This window comes from Microbacterium sp. JC 701 (assembly GCF_021026215.1).
Classification (GTDB): Bacteria; Actinomycetota; Actinomycetes; order Actinomycetales; family Microbacteriaceae; genus Microbacterium; species Microbacterium algihabitans.
On sequence record NZ_JAJNCV010000002.1, the window covers coordinates 33,020 to 50,235 of the forward strand.

A 17,216-nucleotide genomic window follows, 5' to 3' on the forward strand; every position below is an offset into this window, starting at 1 on the left:
CGCGACCGCCCGTGCGTGCACGCGAGGTGACCTCGAGGGTGCAGAACCTCCCGCTCAGCCCACCGCGCCGTGCAAGTGCGCGATCAGCTGCACGCGCGAGGTGATCCCGAGCTTGCGGTAGATCCCGGTCAGGCGCAGTTCGACGGTGCGCAGCGAGATGTACAGGGCTGCGGCGATCTCGCGATTGCGCAGGCCGCGCTCCACGAGAGCGACGATGTCCTGTTCGTTCGGCGAGAGCGCGCCGGTGTCGAGCGACCCCTCGGACGCCGGGGTGAGGGCGCGGATCGCGCCCGTGGGGTCGTCGGGCAGGCAGCGCAGGCGCGCGAGACGCAGGTTCTCGCGCTCGAAGGGGGCGTCGTCGGGCCGGAAGAGGGCGGCGACCTCGGAGAACGCGGCGGCCCCCTCGTGCGCCGAGCGGCACACGGCGCGGGCGCGGGCGAGCGCGAGCTGCGTCCACCGCCGGGGAGAGGCGGCGGCGAGCCGCTCGAGGCGGTCGAGTTCGTGCAGGGCTTCGGCGCGGCGTCCGGCGAGCCACAGGGCCTCGACGAGATCGGCGGCGATGCGCATGACGGCGGGGTCGGCGTCGGGGGCCGTCGCCTGCGCGGTGCGGAGCTGGTCGACGGCATCCGCGGGTCGTCCCTCTCGGAGGGCGAGCAGTCCGTCGATGGCGCAGAACCACGGCAGCAGCGCCGTCGCGCGCTCGCGACGCGCACGCTCGCGTCCCTGGCGGACGAGCTCGGCGGTACGCGAGGGTGGAGTCTCCAGGAGCGCCGCCGCGGCGAGGATGAGCGTGCTCGCCGCGTCGGGCCGACGACCGGGCAGCCATTCGTGCTGCCAGGCCGTGACCGCCTCGCGCGCGGCGGTCGGGTCGCCGGCGCGCACCTCGGCGGTGACCAGCTGACGCAGGAGGTGCTCGCGCCACAGCGGAGCGAGCCGCGGCCGGCGGTCGAGCTGGGCGCGGATCGTCTGTCGCGCCGACGCGTAATCCTCGCGCAGCAGCTGCACGCCGGCGGTGAGGATCGCCTCGTCGGCGGGGGATTCGCCCGCCTCGATGAGGTGCACGGGGGACACCTCCGGGCAGTGGCCGCCCAACTCGCGCGTCATGTGCGCCAGCAGCGCCGTGCGGGTGGAGGCGACGCCGATCTCCACGGCGGTCGAGATGCGCTCGGCGGCCAGGTGCACCTCTCCGCGGTGCAGGTGCAGGGCCGCGCTCTCGCAGAGGAGTCTCTCGGATGCCGCGGCCTCGGCGCCGACGCCGGGTGCGACGTGCGTCAGGACGCTGTCGTCGACGACGTGGTCGACCACCGAGAGCGCGCGCAGCCGCGCCATCGCCCCGCGGGCGCGCGTGTCGGGGTCTGAACTCGCCCCGGCGCGGCGCAGGTAGTGCTGGCCGAGCTCGTCGTGCCCGCCGAACACGAGGGCCTCGCCGAGGTCGACGAGACGCCTCGAACGCAGGGCCTCGTCGATGTCACCGGCCAGCGCCCGCTCGGCGAACTCGACGGCCGCCATCGCCTCGCCCTCGTGGGCCAGCAGGACGGCTCCCGCGAGGAGGGGCTCGCGGTCGGCGTGCGGCTCGAGGAAGCTGCCGTGCCACCCGCGGATGGCGGGGTACGCCCCCGCGTGGTCGTCGGCTGCGCGCGCGTGCAGGCGCCGCCGGTCGTCGGCTCCGAGGCCGGCGTGGCGGCGCAGGCGGCGCGCCGGGTCGGCGATGCGGGAGAGCTGGCCACGGACGACGACGAGTCCCTCCTCCACGAGGTCGTCGACGTCAGCGCCGCTCTCACGCGCTGCGCGCCGCAGACGATCGGTGCCGTACACCGGTCCGACCGCGAGCAGGTCGAGAAGCTCGCCCCACCGCGGATCCAACGCCCGGACCTCGCGCCGCTGGCGGCGGCTGGGGGCCTGATCGCGCAGGCGCAGCGGCACGTTCAGCGGCTCGTCGCCGGTCGCCTCCGCGGCGCTCAGGCGGAGTCCCGCGAGCACGCCCGGATCACCCGCCGACAGCTCGGCGACGATGCGCAGCACGGCGGGTGCCGAGGCGTCGCCGAGAGCGGAGCGGGCGAGATCCACCGATTCGTCGAACGACAGCCGACGGATGCGCGTCTGCATCATGCCCGCGAAGTCGTGGCGCTCCTCCAGGGTCCCGCTCGTGGCCAGCACGCTCACGCCGGTGCCGCGGAGGCGCCCGAACACGTACGACAGCACCGTGATGCTCGCGCTGTCCATGTCGTCGAGGTCGTCGATCACCACGACGCACGCTCCGCCGCGCACGAGGTGCAGGGTGCGGCTGACTTCCTCGGCGATGAGGTGCTCGGGCCAGTCGCGACCGCGCGCCAGCACGCCGTCGACAGCCGCCCGGCGTCCGTCGTCGAGGGCGGCGGCCACCGCGGTGAGGCCCGACAGCGGCCACATGCGCTCGTTCGGGCTGACGGTGACCAGCACGGCCCCGTGTCGAGCGGCGAGCTCACGAGCCAGGGCCGTCTTGCCCGACCCGCTCTCGCCGACGAACAGGCCCGCGGATCCACTGCCCGACCCGACCAGGTCCGACGCGACCCGTACTTCTCGCTCACGTCCAACAAATGGCATCCGAACGCTCCTCGCGCGAATCAGGATGCCCCCCACCCGAATCGTACGAGCACGGGCCGCCCACGACAAGAGACGTCAGCCGCGAGTACACCGAGCAAGAAGCAGAGACCGGATGCCATGGCATCCGGTCTCTGCAGAAGGGTCGAGGCTCAGTACTCGCGGTCGATGAGCTGCGGGGGCACCTGATCGGCGGCGACCTCGTCGACGAAGAACGCCGTGCGACGGCGGCCCTTCGCCCCGGCGGCCGGGACGCTCTGGTAGCTCGCGCCCGCGAGGGCGAGACCGAGGGCGGCGGCCTTGTCGGCTCCCGCCACGACCATCCAGACGCGCTTCGACGAGTTGATGACCGGCCGCGTCAGCGAGACGCGGTCGCTCGGCGGCTTGGGGGAGTTGCGCACCGGCACGGTTGCGCGGTCGGTGACCGAGATCTCCGGCCGGTCGGGGAACAGCGACGCGATGTGCGCATCGGGACCCACGCCCAGGAAGCAGATGTCGAACGACGGCCAGGGGCCGGTCTCGCTGCGGTCCGAGGGGGCGAACTGCGCGAGCTCGTCGGCGTAGGCGATCGCGGCGGCATCGAGGTCGAGCCCGTCGTCGGTCGAGGCGACGACGTGGATGTTCTCGGCCGGGATGTCGAGGTGGTCGAGGAACGCCTCGCGGGCCTGCTTCTCGTTGCGGTCGTCGGAGTCGCGCGGCACGAACCGCTCGTCACCGAACCAGAAGTGCACGAGCGACCAGTCGATCTCGCCGACCCGCTCGTCCTTCGCCGCGGTGCGCAGCACGGCTCCGCCCATCGTGCCGCCGGTGAGGCAGACGTGCATGCGCTTGCCTTCGGCGACGCGCTTGACGACGCGGTTCATGAACCGCGTCGCGACGTACGATGCCAGGGCGTCGGCGTCCGCCTTGATGATGACCTGCTTGACGGCGCCGTTCTCGGTCACGATGCACTCCGCTCGCTCGCGGCGAGGAGCAGGTCGTGACCCTCGGTGATGACCCGTCCGTACAGCAGGTCGGGGTCGAGGCGGCGCAGTTCTTCGGCGAGGCACTCGCGCAGCGTGCGGCGCGGGAACGCCAGATCGTGCGTGGGCTGACCGGGCTGCGTGAGCACCGCGACACCGGACTCGGGCCGCTCGAGGAGCGTGTCGCCGCTCGGACGGGTGAGGCGCACCGACTTGATGCCGCTGGCCCACTCGTCGGCGGGCAGGTAGGCGTAGTCGACGGGCGCGTCGAGCTTCATGCCGAGCCAGGCCGCCAGCAGGGCGGTCGACGGGGAATCCGCCGCACCGCGCACCTCGATCGCGGTGACCGGCTCGAACGGCGGCTGGTCGAGGACCGCGGCCAGCTGTTCGCGCCAGCGCGTCACGCGGGTCCACGAGAAGTCGGTGTCGCCGGGCGCGTAGTGCTCGCCGAGCTGCGCGACCCACGCCGCCGGATCGGCCTGCGACGAGGCATCCGTGATGCGACGCTGCGCGATGCGACCGATCGCGGAGGTCGACGGGGTCTCGGGAGCCTCGGCGGGCCACCACGCCACGACGGGGGCGTCGGGCAGGAGGAGTCCGGTCACGAGGCTCTCGGCGTTGGATCCCGCGGGGCCGTGTGCGCGCAGCACCACGACCTCGCTCGCGCCGGCGTCGCCGCCCACGCGGATCTGCGCGTCGAGACGCGGCTCCTCGTCGCTGTCGCCGAGGGAGACCGCGATCACCCGCATGGGGTGCTCGCGCGAGGCGTCGTTCGCGGCGGCGATGACCTCTTCTTCGGCGCCGTGGTGCGTGACGATGATGAGCGTCAGCACGCGACCGAGGGCGACGGCGCCGCCCTCTTCGCGCACGCTGACGAGACTCTTCGAGATCGCGCTGACGGTGGTGTCGGGCAGATCGATGATCACGGGCGCCTCCAGGTGCGGCCGTCGCGGGCGAGGAGTTCGTCGGCGGATGCCGGCCCCCACGACCCGGGCGAATACTGTTCGAGCGGACCGCCCTGAGCGGCCCAGAACTCCTCGATGGGATCGAGGATCTTCCAGCTGAGCTCGACCTCCTCGTGACGCGGGAACAGCGGCGGGTCGCCGAGCAGCACGTCGAGGATGAGGCGCTCATAGGCCTCGGGGCTCGCCTCGGTGAAGGCGTGCCCGTAGCCGAAGTCCATGGTGACGTCGCGCACCTGCGTGCCGTCGCCGGGGACCTTCGAGCCGAAGCGGATCGTGACGCCCTCGTCGGGCTGCACGCGGATGACCAGGGCGTTCTGACCGAGCTCCTGCGTCTGGCTGTGCGAGAACAGCTGCTGGGGAGCGCGCTTGAACACCACGGCGACCTCGGTCACGCGTCGTCCGAGCCGCTTTCCGCTGCGCACGTAGAACGGAACGCCCGACCAGCGGCGCGTGTTGATCTCGAGCTTGATGGCCGCGTACGTCTCGGTGACCGAGCCGGGGTTCATCCCGTCGTCTTCGAGGAAGCCGAGCACCTTCTCTCCGCCCTGCCATCCGCCGGCGTACTGCCCGCGGGCGGTGGCCTCGGCGAGGTTCTCGGGCAGGCGCACCGCCGCGAGGACCTTTTCCTTCTCGGCGCGCAGGTCGGCGGCGTTGAAGCTGATCGGCTCCTCCATCGCGGTCAACGCGAGCAGCTGCAGGAGGTGGTTCTGGATGACGTCGCGCGCCGCACCGATGCCGTCGTAGTACCCGGCGCGACCGCCCACGCCGATGTCCTCGGCCATGGTGATCTGCACGTGGTCGACGTAGTTGCGGTTCCAGATCGGCTCGTACAGCTCGTTGGCGAAGCGCAGTGCGAGGATGTTCTGCACCGTCTCCTTGCCGAGGTAGTGGTCGATGCGGAAGATCGAGTCGGCGGGGAACGCGCTCTCGACGACCTCGTTCAACTCGCGAGCGGATGCCAGGTCGTGACCGAACGGCTTCTCGATGACGACGCGTCGCCAGCCGTTGACGCCGTCGGCCTTGTCGCCCACGAGTCCCGACGCCTTCAGCTGCGTGGTGACGAGGGGGAAGGCCTTCGGCGGGATCGACAGGTAGTAGGCGTGGTTGCCCATGGTGCCGCGTTCGACGTCGAGCTTGTCGACGGTCTCGCGCAGGCGCGCGAACGCCTCGGGGTCGTCGAACTCGCCCTGCACGAAGCGGATGCCCTCGAGGAGCTCCTTCCACGTCTCCTCGCGGAACTCCGTGCGCGCGTGCTGCTTGACCGACTCGTACACGACCTTCGCGAAGTCCTGGTCCTCCCAGTCGCGGCGGGCGAAGCCCACGAGCGCGAAGCCGGGAGGGAGCAGGCCGCGGTTGGCGAGGTCGTAGACCGCCGGCATGAGCTTCTTGCGCGAGAGGTCGCCGGTGACGCCGAAGATCACGAGGGCGCTGGGCCCGGCGATCCGGTTCAGTCGGCGATCCTCGGGATCGCGGAGGGGATTGTGACCCGGTGTGATCTCTACGACCATGCTTACTGTGCCGCCTCGAAGAGTGAGAGGACTTCGACCTGCGGGTCGGTCAGCGTCAGCGTGACGACGGGACGGCCGTGGCCCTCCGCCAACACGCTCGCGTCGCCCGCGGCCTGTGCCTGGATGAGTTGTCCGAACGTGAACGGTCGCCCCGGGATCTCGAGGTCGACGTCGGTGCGTTCGATGATCTGGAGGAACACGCCGTTGGCGGGTCCGCCCTTGTGGTACTGCCCGGTGGAGTGCAGGAAGCGCGGTCCCCACCCGAAGGTCGTCGGCCGGCCGGAGTCGGCGGCGACGAGTTCGCGCAACCCCGCGAGCTGCGCGAGGTCGAGTCGGTTCACGTACGCCTGCACGCTGACGTAGCCGTCTGCGGGCACCGTGCGCCAGAGCGCGTCGAGCACGCCCGCGATGGTGCCGTCGGCGGCCAGGGCCGGGTCGGACACGCGCACCTCGACGCCGTCGACGACGAACGCCGGGGCGGTGGGGGCGGGCTGCGCGTCGAGCAGACCGCGCGTCGCCTCCTTCGCCGATTCGACGTCGGGCTGGTCGAAGGGGTCGATCCCGAGCAGGCGACCGGCGATCGCGGTGGCGTACTCCCACACGACGAACTGCGCACCGAGCGAGCCGCTCACGAGCACCTCGCCGGTGTGGCGGTCGAACAGGTGGAAGGCGTCCGCGTCGTCGACGAAGCGCACGACCTGCAGGTCGTCGGGCGTCGACTCGAGCTCGGGCGAGACCGGGAGCAGGACGACGGGCAGGATGCCGGTGCTCTGTTTGCCGGTGGACTCGGCGATCAGCTGCTCGATCCAGTCGGGCAGGCCGATCAGGTGGCTGCCGTCGGTGACGAGGCCGAGCTTGTCCCGGCGCAGCTCTCCGCCACCCGCGATGGCCGCGGCCAGCACGAGCGCCGGGTTCTCGGGGGAGTCGATCGCGACCTCGAGCAGCGTGGCGTCCGCCTCGTCGAGCAGGTCGTCGATGTCGACTCCGGCGAGGCCGGCCGGCACGAGGCCGAAGGCGGTGAGCGCGGAGTAGCGACCGCCGACCGTGGGGTCGGCGGTGAAGACGCGGTAGCCGTCGGCGCGAGCCGACTGCTCGAGCGGCGAACCGGGGTCGGTGACCACGACGATGCGCTGCACCGGGTCGATGCCGAGGTCGCGGAAGGCGGCCTCGAACGCACGCTTCGCGGAGTCGGTCTCGATGGTCGAGCCCGACTTGCTCGACACGACGAGCACGGTCTTCTCGAGCCCGCCGGACTCAGCGTCGCCGTCGATCGCGGCGAGCACCTGGCCCGGAGCGGTCGAGTCGAGGATGACGAGCGGCACACCGGCCGACTGCGCGATGACCTCGGGGGCGAGCGAGGATCCGCCCATGCCCGCCAGCACGACGCGGGTCACGCCCTGCGCGACGAGCTCGTCGCGCAGGGCCGTGATCTCGGGCACGAGGGGGCGCGAGACGGTGACCGCCCGCACCCACCCCAACCGACGCGACGCCTCGTCTTCGGCGGCCGTGCCCCACAGTGTGGGGTCGGACGCCGTGATCCCCGACGCGATGAGCGAGCCGGTGAGTCCCGGCAGCTCGGCGTCGACGACCGACTTAACGTGGCCGGTGACCTTGACGGCGAAGCTCACTTCGCGGCCTGGGCGCTTCCGGCCTGCAGAGCGGTCCTGACGGTGTCCTGCAGCTCGTGCCACGAGGCGATGAACTTCTCGACACCCTCGTCTTCGAGCACCTGCGTCGCGTCGGCGACGTCGACGCCGGCCGCGGCCAGGCGGTCGAACACGTCGTGCGCGTCGGCGTAGGCACCGGTCACGGTGTCGCCCTCGATCACGCCATGGTCGAAGGTGGCCTCGAGCGTCTTCTCCGGCATCGTGTTCACGGTGCCGGGGGCGACGAGCTCGGTGACGTAGAGCGTGTCGGGCAGCGCCGGGTCTTTGACACCGGTCGAGGCCCAGAGCGGACGCTGCACCGTGGCGCCGGCATCCAGCAACTTCTTGGCGCGGTCTTCCGAGAACTTCTTCTCGTACAGCTCGTAGGCCAGGCGCGCGTTGGCGATGCCGGCCTTGCCCTTGAGCGCGGCTGCTTCGTCGGTGCCGATGGCGGCCAGACGCTTGTCGATCTCGGTGTCGACGCGCGACACGAAGAACGACGCCACCGACTGCAGGGTCGAGATGTCGTGGCCGGCGGCCTGCGCCTTCTCGACACCGGCGAGGTAGGCGTCGATGACCTCTTCGTAGCGCTCGAGGCTGAAGATGAGCGTGACGTTGACCGAGATGCCGGCGCCGATGACCTCGGTGATGGCGGGCAGGCCCGCCTTGGTCGCGGGGATCTTGATCAGCACGTTCTTGCGGTCGACGCGGGCCGAGAGGTCCTTCGCCTGCGCGACGGTGCCCTCGGTGTCGTGGGCGAGGTCGGGGGAGACCTCGATCGACACGCGACCGTCGACGCCGTTGGTTGCGTCGAAGACCGGGGTGAAGATGTCGCACGCGTCGCGCACGTCGTCGGTGGTGATCGAGAAGATCGCCTCGTCGACGCTGGCGTCGGCGGCCGCGAGCTCCTTGACCTGACCCTCGTACGCCTCGCCCTTCGAGAGGGCGCCGGCGAAGATGGTCGGGTTCGTGGTGACACCCGAGACGTTGCGCGACTGAATGAGCTCGGCGAGGTTGCCGGACTGGATGCGCTGACGCGACAGGTCGTCGAGCCAGATGCTGACGCCCTGGGCGGCGAGGTCGGCGGTGGGAGTGCTCATGATTCTGGTTCTCCTCTGATTACTTCTTCGCGGCGGCCAGCGACTCGCGCGCGGCCTCGACGACGTGCTCGGTGGTGATGCCGAACTTCTGGAACAGGGTCTTGTAGTCGGCCGACGCACCGAAGTGGTCGATCGCGACCGAGCGGCCGGCGTCGCCGACGATGCCCGCCCAGCTCAGGGCGGAGCCGGCCTCGACCGACACGCGCGCTTTCACCGACGACGGCAGCACCGACTCGCGGTAGGCCTCGTCCTGCTCGGCGAACCACTCGAGCGAGGGAGCCGACACGACGCGGGCGTGCACGCCCTCGGCGGCGAGCTTCTCGCGGGCCTCGACGGCCAGCTGCACCTCGGAGCCGGTGGCGATGAGGATCACATCGGGCTCGCCGTTCGCGGCCTCGGCCAGCACGTACGCACCCTTGACGGCGTTCGCCGCGGAGGCGAACTCGTCGCCGGACGCCTCGCCCTCGCCGCGGGCGAAGACGGGGATGTTCTGGCGGGTGAGGGCGATGCCGGCAGGGCCGGCGGTGCGACGCAGCATCTCGAGCCACACGACCGAGGTCTCGTTGGCATCCGCCGGACGCACGAGGGCGAAGTTCGGGATGGCGCGGAGCGTCGCGAGCTGCTCGATCGGCTGGTGCGTGGGGCCGTCCTCACCGAGGGCGACGGAGTCGTGCGTCCAGACGAAGATCGTGGGGATGTTCATCAGGGCGGCCAGACGCACCGGCGGGCGCATGTAGTCGCTGAAGATGAGGAAGGTGCCGCCGAACGGACGCGTGGGACCGTGCAGCACGATGCCGTTGAGGATCGCGCCCATGGCGTGCTCGCGGATGCCGAAGTGCAGAACGCGGCCGTAGGGGTCGCCCGACCACTCGTGCGTCGACCACGACGAGGGGATGAACGACTTGGCATCCTTGATCGTGGTGAGGTTCGACTCGGCGAGGTCGGCCGAACCGCCCCAGAGCTCGGGGAGCTCGGCGGCGAGCGCGTTGATCACCGTGCCGCTGGCGGCGCGGGTCGAGACGTCTTTGCCGGCCTCGAAGGCGGGCAGCGCGTCGGCGATGTCGCCGGGCAGCTCGCGGGCCTGCAGGCGGTCCCACAGCTGCTTGCGCTCGGGGTGGGCCTCGGCCCACGCGTCGAACTTCTCCTGCCAGGCGGCCTTCTCGGCCTCGCCGCGCTCGACGAGCTGGCGCGTGTGCGAGAGCACGTCGTCGGCGACGGCGAAGTGCTGCTCGGGGTCGAAGCCGAGCACCTCCTTCGTGGCCTTGAGCTCGTCGGCGCCGAGGGCGGAGCCGTGGATCTTGCCGGAGTTCTGCTTGCCGGGCGAGGGCCAGCCGATGATCGTCTTGAGGATGATGAGCGAGGGCTTGCTCGTCTCGCCCTTGGCGGCCTCGATCGCGGAGTGCAGTTCGGCGACGTCTTCGACGTACTGGCCGGTCTTCTTCCAGTCGACCGTCTGCACGTGCCAGCCGTAGGCCTCGTAGCGCTTCTGGACGTCTTCCGTGAAGGCGACGTTGGTGTCGTCTTCGATCGAGATCTGGTTGGAGTCGTAGATCGCGATGAGGTTGCCGAGCTCCTGGTGGCCGGCGAGCGAGGAGGCCTCGCTGGTCACGCCCTCCTGGAGGTCGCCGTCACCGGCGATCACGTAGACGAAGTGGTCGAACGGGCTCTCGCCGGCCGGGGTCTCGGCGTCGAAGAGGCCGCGCTCGTAGCGGGCGGCGTAGGCGAAGCCGACGGACGAGGCCAGGCCCTGGCCGAGCGGTCCGGTCGTGATCTCGACGCCGTCGGTGTGGCCGTACTCGGGGTGGCCGGGGGTCAGGGAGCCCCAGGTGCGCAGCTCCTCGAGGTCCTTCTTCTCGAGGCCGAAGCCACCGAGGTAGAGCTGCACGTACTGCGTGAGCGAGGAGTGTCCGGCGGAGAGGATGAAGCGGTCGCGGCCGGGCCAGTGCGTGTCGGCCGGGTCGTGGCGCAGCACCCGCTGGTAGAGCAGGTAGGCGGCGGGGGCCAGCGACATGGCCGTCCCCGGGTGGCCGTTGCCCACCTTCTCGACGGCGTCAGCCGCCAGGATGCGTGCGGTGTCCACCGCGCGCCGATCGATGTCATCCCATTCGAAGTCCGACAACAGGGTCGCCTTTCTCGATACTGAGCGCCCTGTTCACGATCCGACGTCGCGCTCACCACCGTAGGAGTGGGAGTGGGGTGGGGTGTCGGCGCGGGGCGCGCGTTCATTGGCCAGCATAGCGAGATCGCCCGTCGCGGTTGCCGTCTGTGACGGGGGTCGACAGGCGGCCGGACCTGTGGTGGGGATGGCTTAGAATCGTTGAGGTTCTATACGCGCTTACCCCGGGGGACGATGGACATCTCGACGACGTCGCACGTCATTGCGACGACCGATCGCCGCTCCGTCGGACGCACCCTCCGGGCCTACGTCGCTCTGACGAAGCCCCGCGTCCTCGAGCTTCTGCTGGTCACCACCGTGCCGGTGATGATCCTCGCGCAGCAGGGTCTGCCCAACCTGTGGCTCATCTTCGCCACGGTCATCGGCGGTTCCCTCAGTGCGGGCTCGGCCGCGGCGTTCAACATGTACCTCGACCGCGACATCGACGCGCACATGCAGCGCACGGTCAACCGCCCCCTCGTCACGGGCGAGGTCTCGCCGCGCGGCGCGCTGACGTTCGCGTGGACGCTCGCGGCGGTCTCGACGATCTGGTTGTGGGCCTTCACCAACCTGCTCGCCGCCGCCCTGTCGGCGACCGCGATCTTCTTCTACGTCGTCATCTACACGATGATCCTCAAGCGCCGCACCGAGCAGAACATCGTGTGGGGCGGCATCGCGGGCTGCTTCCCGGTGCTGATCGGCTGGTCGGCGGTCACCGGTTCACTGTCGCTCGTGCCGTTCATCCTGTTCGCGCTGGTGTTCCTGTGGACGCCGCCGCACTACTGGCCGCTGTCGATGAAGTACGCGGCCCAGTACGACGAGGTCGATGTGCCGATGCTCGGCGCCACGCGCAGCGGTTCGCAGGTCGGCCTGCAGGTCATCCTGTACGCGTGGGCGACCGTCGCGTGCTCGCTGCTGCTCATCCCCGTCGCGCCGATGGGCCTGGTGTACACCGTCTCGGCCCTCGTCTTCGGCGGCTGGTTCATCTACGAGTCGCACCGCCTCTACTCCCGCGCCGTGCGCGGGGGCGAGCCGCGGCCGATGCGCGTGTTCCACGCCTCGATCACCTACCTGACGCTGCTGTTCGTGGCCATCGCGGTCGACCCGCTGCTGCCCTTCTGATCCGTCCCGTCGACGCCCGTCCCGTTCGCGGGGCGGGCGTTCGCGTTTCCGGATGCCGTGAGCTCGAGGGGCCGCGAGGCGTGGCCCGGCTCCGCAGTGTGCGTGACCCGACTCCGCGGCATCCGCCCCTTGGACCTGCTCCACCCGCCCGCCCGCCCGCGCCGCTCGCCCTGAGCCCCGCCCACGCGCGAGAACGCCCGCCCCCAGGAGGGGAGCGGGCGTTCTCGGTCTCGCGGGATCAGCGACGCGCGGCGTCGTCTCCCGTGTCGAGCTTGGGGGCGTCGTGGTTCGCTGCGGCGGCGGCCTGCGGGGGAGCGGTCGCGGTCGAGGGGGTCTCGATGTCGGCGTCCTCCACCGCGAGGGGGGTGGCGGTGGTGGCCGGGGCGAACGGAGCGACGGGGGCAGCGCTCTCGGCGACGGTCTCGTCGTCGCTGTTCCAGTCGATGGTCTCGATTGCGACGTCGGGGCGACGGGTCAGCGTTGCGGCAGCACCGAGCGCCAGCGCCAGAGCGATGCCGATCGCGCCGGCGCCGAGCACCGCGGCGCCCACGACGACCCACGACTGGCCGACGTAGACCTGCACGACCGTGGCGTTGGGATCGTTGAGCACCTGCTCCATCGCGTCGATCCCGTTCAGGACGATCGCGAGTCCGCCGGCGACGGCGGCCAGGGATGCGACGACGAGCACCCAGAACGGGATGCTGGTCACCAAGCGGGGACGGGTCTTCATGGGGAGTACTCCTTGTCGTTCCGACAGGGGGTGTCGGGTACGGGTCCCGAAGCGGGGGACGACGGGACGGCGGACACCGAAGTGCCACGGTCAACCATGACCCACCCGTCGGTGCGCGAGATAGGGGTCGCCGATGAATGGCCTATGAGCGTATAAGGGTCGGTGCGCCCGGGTAACGTTTCGCGATGGGCCGGGTTCCCGGCATCCGGAACGCCCCGCCCGTGCGGTTCGAGAGCGTCAGCTGCGGGCGGATGCCGTGGAGCGACGCGCGGCGGGCGCCTCGACGACGGCGGGGCGCTTCAGGCGCAGTACGACGACGGTCATCGTCGCGGCGGCGAGGGCCGCGAGCACCATGTGGGTGCCCACGGCGATCTCGGGCAGGCCGTTGCGGGCCTGGTACAGCCCGACGGCGATCTGCACGAGCTCGACGGCCAGCAGCGCGACGGCCCAGCGGCGGACGTCGAGGCGCAGGCGCCAGGCGAGCACGACGATCGCGAGCGTCAGCACGAACAGGGCGTATCCGGGCCACGAGTGCACGTGCTCGAGCACCTCGGCGTCGAAGCCGTTGCGGCCCGCGGCGGCGTCTCCGGAGTGGGGGCCGGCGCCGGTGGTGAGCACGCCGAACACGATCGTGAGGGCGAGCACGCCGGTGGCGGCGTGCACGAGGGCGGCGAAGCCGCGCGGCACGGCGAGGGCGCGGGGGCCGGCCGGCTGGTTCATGAAGACGAGGAATGCCGCGCACACCGCCACGATCGACACCGAGGCGATGTAGTGGAAGCCGACGATGAAGGGGTTCAGGCCGGTGAGCACCGTGATGCCGCCCACGACCGCCTGCGCGACGATCCCGACGAGCACGATGAGCGAGAGCACGAACAGCACCCGGCGCTCGTGACGCATGCGCCACACCAGCACGACGACGGCGAGGGCCAGGATGCCGACGAGCCCGGTCAGGGTGCGGTTGCCGAACTCGATGATGCCGTGGATGCCCATCTCGGGGGTGTTGACGAGGGAGTCGGGGGTGCAGCGCGGCCACGTGGGGCAGCCCAGGCCCGACCCCGTCAGACGCACCGCGCCGCCGGTGCCGATGATGAGCACCTCGGCCACGAACGACAGCCACGCGAAGACGCGCACGCGGGCGTCGACCTCGGTCGGCAGCCACGCGACGATGCGGCGCAGAGGGACCGGCACGCGGGACGCGGCGGCGTCGGTCGAAGCGGTGGGGGACGAGGCGGAGGGCATGCGTACGGCTTCCTGGCGTCGAAGTGCTCCGGGCCGTCGGGAGAGCGGGGGTGCCATGCCGGGAGCGGGTGTTGCCTGTAGAATCGAAGGGTCCGGGTGCAGCGCTCGCGCGAACCGCACCCACGACAGTCTAGGCGCGCAGCCAGCGCCTTCGAGCGGGCCCACCAGCGACATTCCTGGGACTTCGACCGGAGTCCGGAATGTCGGGGCGGATGACACCGTTGTGGCCCGAGAAGGAGAGTGATCACCATGTCCGATGTCCTCATCGACCGACCAGAGCTCGAAAGCCTGGGGCAATACGAGTTCGGCTGGCACGACACCGACGCGGCGGGTGCCCTCGCCCAGCGCGGCATCAACGAAGACGTCGTGCGCGGCATCTCGGCCCTGAAGTCCGAGCCCGAATGGATGCTCAAGACGCGTCTCAAGGGCTACCAGCTCTTCGGCAAGAAGCCCATGCCCACGTGGGGTGCCGATCTGTCGGAGATCGACTTCGACAACATCAAGTACTTCGTGCGCTCGACCGAGAAGCAGGCGCAGACCTGGGAAGACCTCCCGGAAGAGATCCGCAACACCTACGAGAAGCTGGGCATCCCCGAGGCCGAGCGCCAGCGCCTCGTCGCCGGCGTCGCCGCGCAGTACGAGTCCGAGGTGGTCTACCACCAGATCCGCGAAGACCTCGAGCAGCAGGGTGTCATCTTCATGGACACCGACACCGCTCTGCGCGAGCACCCCGAGTTCTTCGAGGAGTACTTCGGCACCGTCATCCCCGCCGGTGACAACAAGTTCGCGGCGCTGAACACGGCCGTCTGGTCGGGCGGCTCGTTCGTCTACGTCCCCAAGGGCGTGCACGTCGAGATCCCGCTGCAGGCGTACTTCCGCATCAACACCGAGAACATGGGTCAGTTCGAGCGGACGCTGATCATCGCCGACGAGGACAGCTACGTCCACTACATCGAAGGCTGCACCGCTCCGATCTACAAGAGCGACTCGCTGCACTCGGCCGTGGTCGAGATCATCGTGAAGAAGAACGCCCGCGTTCGCTACACGACGATCCAGAACTGGTCGAACAACGTGTACAACCTCGTCACCAAGCGTGCCGTCGCCCACGAGGGCGCGACCATGGAATGGGTCGACGGCAACATCGGCTCCAAGGTGACGATGAAGTACCCCTCCATCTACCTGATGGGCGAGCACGCCAAGGGCGAGACCCTCTCGGTGGCCTTCGCCGGTCCCGGTCAGCACCAGGACGCCGGCGCGAAGATGATCCACATGGCGCCGTACACGCAGTCGTCGATCGTCTCGAAGTCGATCGCCCGCGGTGGCGGTCGTGCCGGATACCGAGGCGAGGTGCGGGTGGACGCCAACGCGCACCACTCCGCCAACACCGTGCGCTGCGATGCGCTGCTGGTCGACTCGATCTCGCGCAGCGACACGTACCCCGCGATCGACATCCGCGTCGATGACGTGCAGCTCGGTCACGAGGCCACGGTCTCGAAGGTCAGCGAAGAGCAGCTGTTCTACCTGCAGTCGCGCGGCATGCCCGAAGACGAGGCCATGGCCATGATCGTTCGCGGGTTCATCGAGCCCATCGCGCGGGAGCTCCCCATGGAGTACGCGCTCGAACTCAACAAGCTCATCGAAATGGGCATGGAAGGATCCGTAGGCTAAATGACGACTGCGACCGAATCACCCGCAGCCGCCGAGGGTCACATCGACCCGGCAGCCCTCGTGGCATCCGTCGTTCCGGTGCAGACGCGCTCGGAGCGTCTGACCTCGTTCGACCCGGCCGACTTCGGCACCCCCACGGGGCGCGAGGTCAACTGGAAGCTCAGCCCGATCGCGCGCCTGGCTCCGCTGTTCGTCGACGAGGCCGGCCCCACCGGCGTCATCACCGTCGACGTGCAGGCGCCGGATGCCGTGGAGCAGCTGCGCCTCGCGGCCGGCGACGCGCCGCGCGGTGAGCACTTCCGCCCCGAAGACCTGCCCGCGGCCCTCGCCTGGACCCACGAGACCGAGGCTCCGCTGCTGCGGATCCCCGCGAGCGTCGAGCTCGACGAGCCCGTCGTTGTGCGCCTGACCGGCACGGGCGGCCTCGCGCACGCCCACGTCGTGATCGACGCGCAGCCCAACTCGCGCGGCACCGTGGTGCTGCGTCACGAGGGCACCGCCGACCACGCCCAGAACGTCGAGATCATCGTGCGCGACGGTGCCGACCTCACGGTCGTGTCGGTGCAGCGCTGGAACGACGACGCCGTGCACGCGGCATCGCACCAGGCCCGCGTCGACCGCGACGCCAAGCTCACGCACGTCGTGGTGAGCTTCGGCGGCGGCGTCGTGCGCGTGAACCCGTCGGTCGAGCTCTCGGGCCCCGGCGCCGAGGGGCGTCTGTACGGCCTGTCGTTCGCCGACGCCGGTCAGCACCTCGAGTCGCAGGTCTACCTGCACCACAAGGGTCCGCACACCGTCGGCGACGTGCTCTACAAGGGTGCGCTGCAGGGCCAGAGCGCGCGCAGCGTCTGGATCGGCGACGTGCTCATCGGACCGGATGCCACGGGCACCGACTCGTACGAGGCCAACCGCAACCTCGTGCTCACCGACGGCGCCCGCGCCGACTCGATCCCGAACCTCGAGATCGAGACCGGCGACATCCAGGGTGCCGGCCACGCCAGCGCCACGGGTCGCTTCGACGACGAGCAGCTGTTCTACCTGCAGGCTCGAGGCATCACCGAAGACGAGGCCCGTCGCCTCGTCGTGCTCGGCTTCCTCACCGAGATCGTGCAGCGCATCGGCATCCCCGAGCTCGAGACCGAGCTCATCGAGGCCATCGAGCACGAGCTGGCCGAAGGGGCCGCCGCGTGAGCGCCTCGCGCGCCTGCGCCCTGAGTGAGCTCGTGCAGGACGAAGCCCGCCGCGTCGAGATCGACGGCGTCGCCATGGCCGTCGTGCTCGACGGCAACGGCGAGGTCCACGCGATCGGCGACGTCTGCACCCACGGCGACATCTCGCTGTCGGACGGCTTCGTCGAGGGCGAGACGCTGGAGTGCTGGGCGCACGGCTCGGCGTTCTCGCTGAAGACCGGTCGCCCCCTGAACCTCCCGGCCTACGAGCCGGTCCCCGTGTACGAGGTCGTGATCGACGGAGACGACGTGCTCATCGATCCCGCCGTCACCAAGGCGACGGCCTGAGCGCCGCTCACGACAACGCCCACG

13 protein-coding genes are annotated in these 17,216 nt (G+C 70.5%); 4 read left to right on the forward strand and 9 right to left on the reverse strand.

Features of this window, described 5'->3' with window-relative positions; all coding sequences use genetic code 11:
• Positions 1–54: 54 nt before the first annotated feature.
• The 7 genes from LPW41_RS08115 to tkt all read right to left on the reverse strand — a co-directional run bounded on the left by LPW41_RS08115 (position 55) and on the right by tkt (position 10,880).
• Complete coding sequence (locus LPW41_RS08115; protein ID WP_230704553.1) at positions 55–2,583, reverse strand: LuxR family transcriptional regulator; 2,529 nt, start codon at positions 2,581–2,583, stop codon at positions 55–57.
• Positions 2,584–2,732: 149 nt separating this feature from the next.
• Complete coding sequence (gene pgl / locus LPW41_RS08120) at positions 2,733–3,524, reverse strand: 6-phosphogluconolactonase (RefSeq protein ID WP_154096733.1); 792 nt, start codon at positions 3,522–3,524, stop codon at positions 2,733–2,735.
• Complete coding sequence (locus LPW41_RS08125; protein ID WP_144833206.1) at positions 3,521–4,468, reverse strand: glucose-6-phosphate dehydrogenase assembly protein OpcA; 948 nt, start codon at positions 4,466–4,468, stop codon at positions 3,521–3,523. The genes pgl and LPW41_RS08125 overlap by 4 nt, the downstream gene beginning before the upstream one ends.
• Entirely contained in the window at positions 4,465–6,015 is a 1,551-nt protein-coding gene (zwf, locus tag LPW41_RS08130; protein ID WP_230704554.1) for a glucose-6-phosphate dehydrogenase, read from the reverse strand. The genes LPW41_RS08125 and zwf overlap by 4 nt, the downstream gene beginning before the upstream one ends.
• Positions 6,016–6,017: 2 nt before the next feature.
• Positions 6,018–7,643 (reverse strand): glucose-6-phosphate isomerase, encoded by a 1,626-nt coding sequence (locus tag LPW41_RS08135; protein ID WP_230704555.1) that lies wholly within the window; start codon positions 7,641–7,643, stop codon positions 6,018–6,020.
• Complete coding sequence (gene tal / locus LPW41_RS08140; protein WP_230704556.1) at positions 7,640–8,761, reverse strand: transaldolase; 1,122 nt, start codon at positions 8,759–8,761, stop codon at positions 7,640–7,642. Before tal ends, LPW41_RS08135 begins: the two co-directional genes overlap by 4 nt.
• A gap of 19 nt (positions 8,762–8,780) precedes the next feature.
• The gene (tkt, locus tag LPW41_RS08145) at positions 8,781–10,880 is read right to left on the reverse strand and encodes a transketolase (protein ID WP_230704557.1); all 2,100 of its coding nucleotides are present in this window, start codon (positions 10,878–10,880) and stop codon (positions 8,781–8,783) included.
• 231 nt (positions 10,881–11,111) lie between these two features.
• On the opposite strand from tkt, the gene LPW41_RS08150 reads away from it, so the two are divergent.
• Positions 11,112–12,038 carry a heme o synthase gene (locus tag LPW41_RS08150; RefSeq protein ID WP_144833216.1) on the forward strand — a complete coding sequence of 309 codons (927 nt, stop codon included), beginning with the start codon at positions 11,112–11,114 and terminating at the stop codon, positions 12,036–12,038.
• A 238-nt stretch (positions 12,039–12,276) separates the two neighbouring features.
• Here LPW41_RS08150 and LPW41_RS08155 read toward each other — a convergent pair whose 3' ends face one another.
• Together LPW41_RS08155 and LPW41_RS08160 are read right to left on the reverse strand one after the other, a co-directional pair.
• Positions 12,277–12,768 carry a dinucleotide-utilizing enzyme gene (locus LPW41_RS08155; protein WP_144833218.1) on the reverse strand — a complete coding sequence of 164 codons (492 nt, stop codon included), beginning with the start codon at positions 12,766–12,768 and terminating at the stop codon, positions 12,277–12,279.
• A 237-nt stretch (positions 12,769–13,005) separates the two neighbouring features.
• A complete protein-coding gene (locus LPW41_RS08160; protein WP_230704558.1) occupies positions 13,006–14,007 on the reverse strand; it encodes a heme A synthase in 1,002 nt (333 codons plus the stop codon).
• A 249-nt stretch (positions 14,008–14,256) separates the two neighbouring features.
• Here LPW41_RS08160 and sufB point away from each other — a divergent pair, with 249 nt between their 5' ends.
• The 3 genes from sufB to LPW41_RS08175 are packed head-to-tail and all read left to right on the forward strand — an operon-like array spanning position 14,257 to position 17,192.
• A complete protein-coding gene (sufB, locus tag LPW41_RS08165) occupies positions 14,257–15,675 on the forward strand; it encodes a Fe-S cluster assembly protein SufB (RefSeq protein WP_144833223.1) in 1,419 nt (472 codons plus the stop codon).
• The gene (sufD, locus tag LPW41_RS08170; protein WP_230704559.1) at positions 15,676–16,866 is read left to right on the forward strand and encodes a Fe-S cluster assembly protein SufD; all 1,191 of its coding nucleotides are present in this window, start codon (positions 15,676–15,678) and stop codon (positions 16,864–16,866) included.
• Complete coding sequence (locus LPW41_RS08175) at positions 16,863–17,192, forward strand: non-heme iron oxygenase ferredoxin subunit (protein WP_144833227.1); 330 nt, start codon at positions 16,863–16,865, stop codon at positions 17,190–17,192. The genes sufD and LPW41_RS08175 overlap by 4 nt, the downstream gene beginning before the upstream one ends.
• The last annotated feature ends 24 nt before the right edge of the window (positions 17,193–17,216 follow it).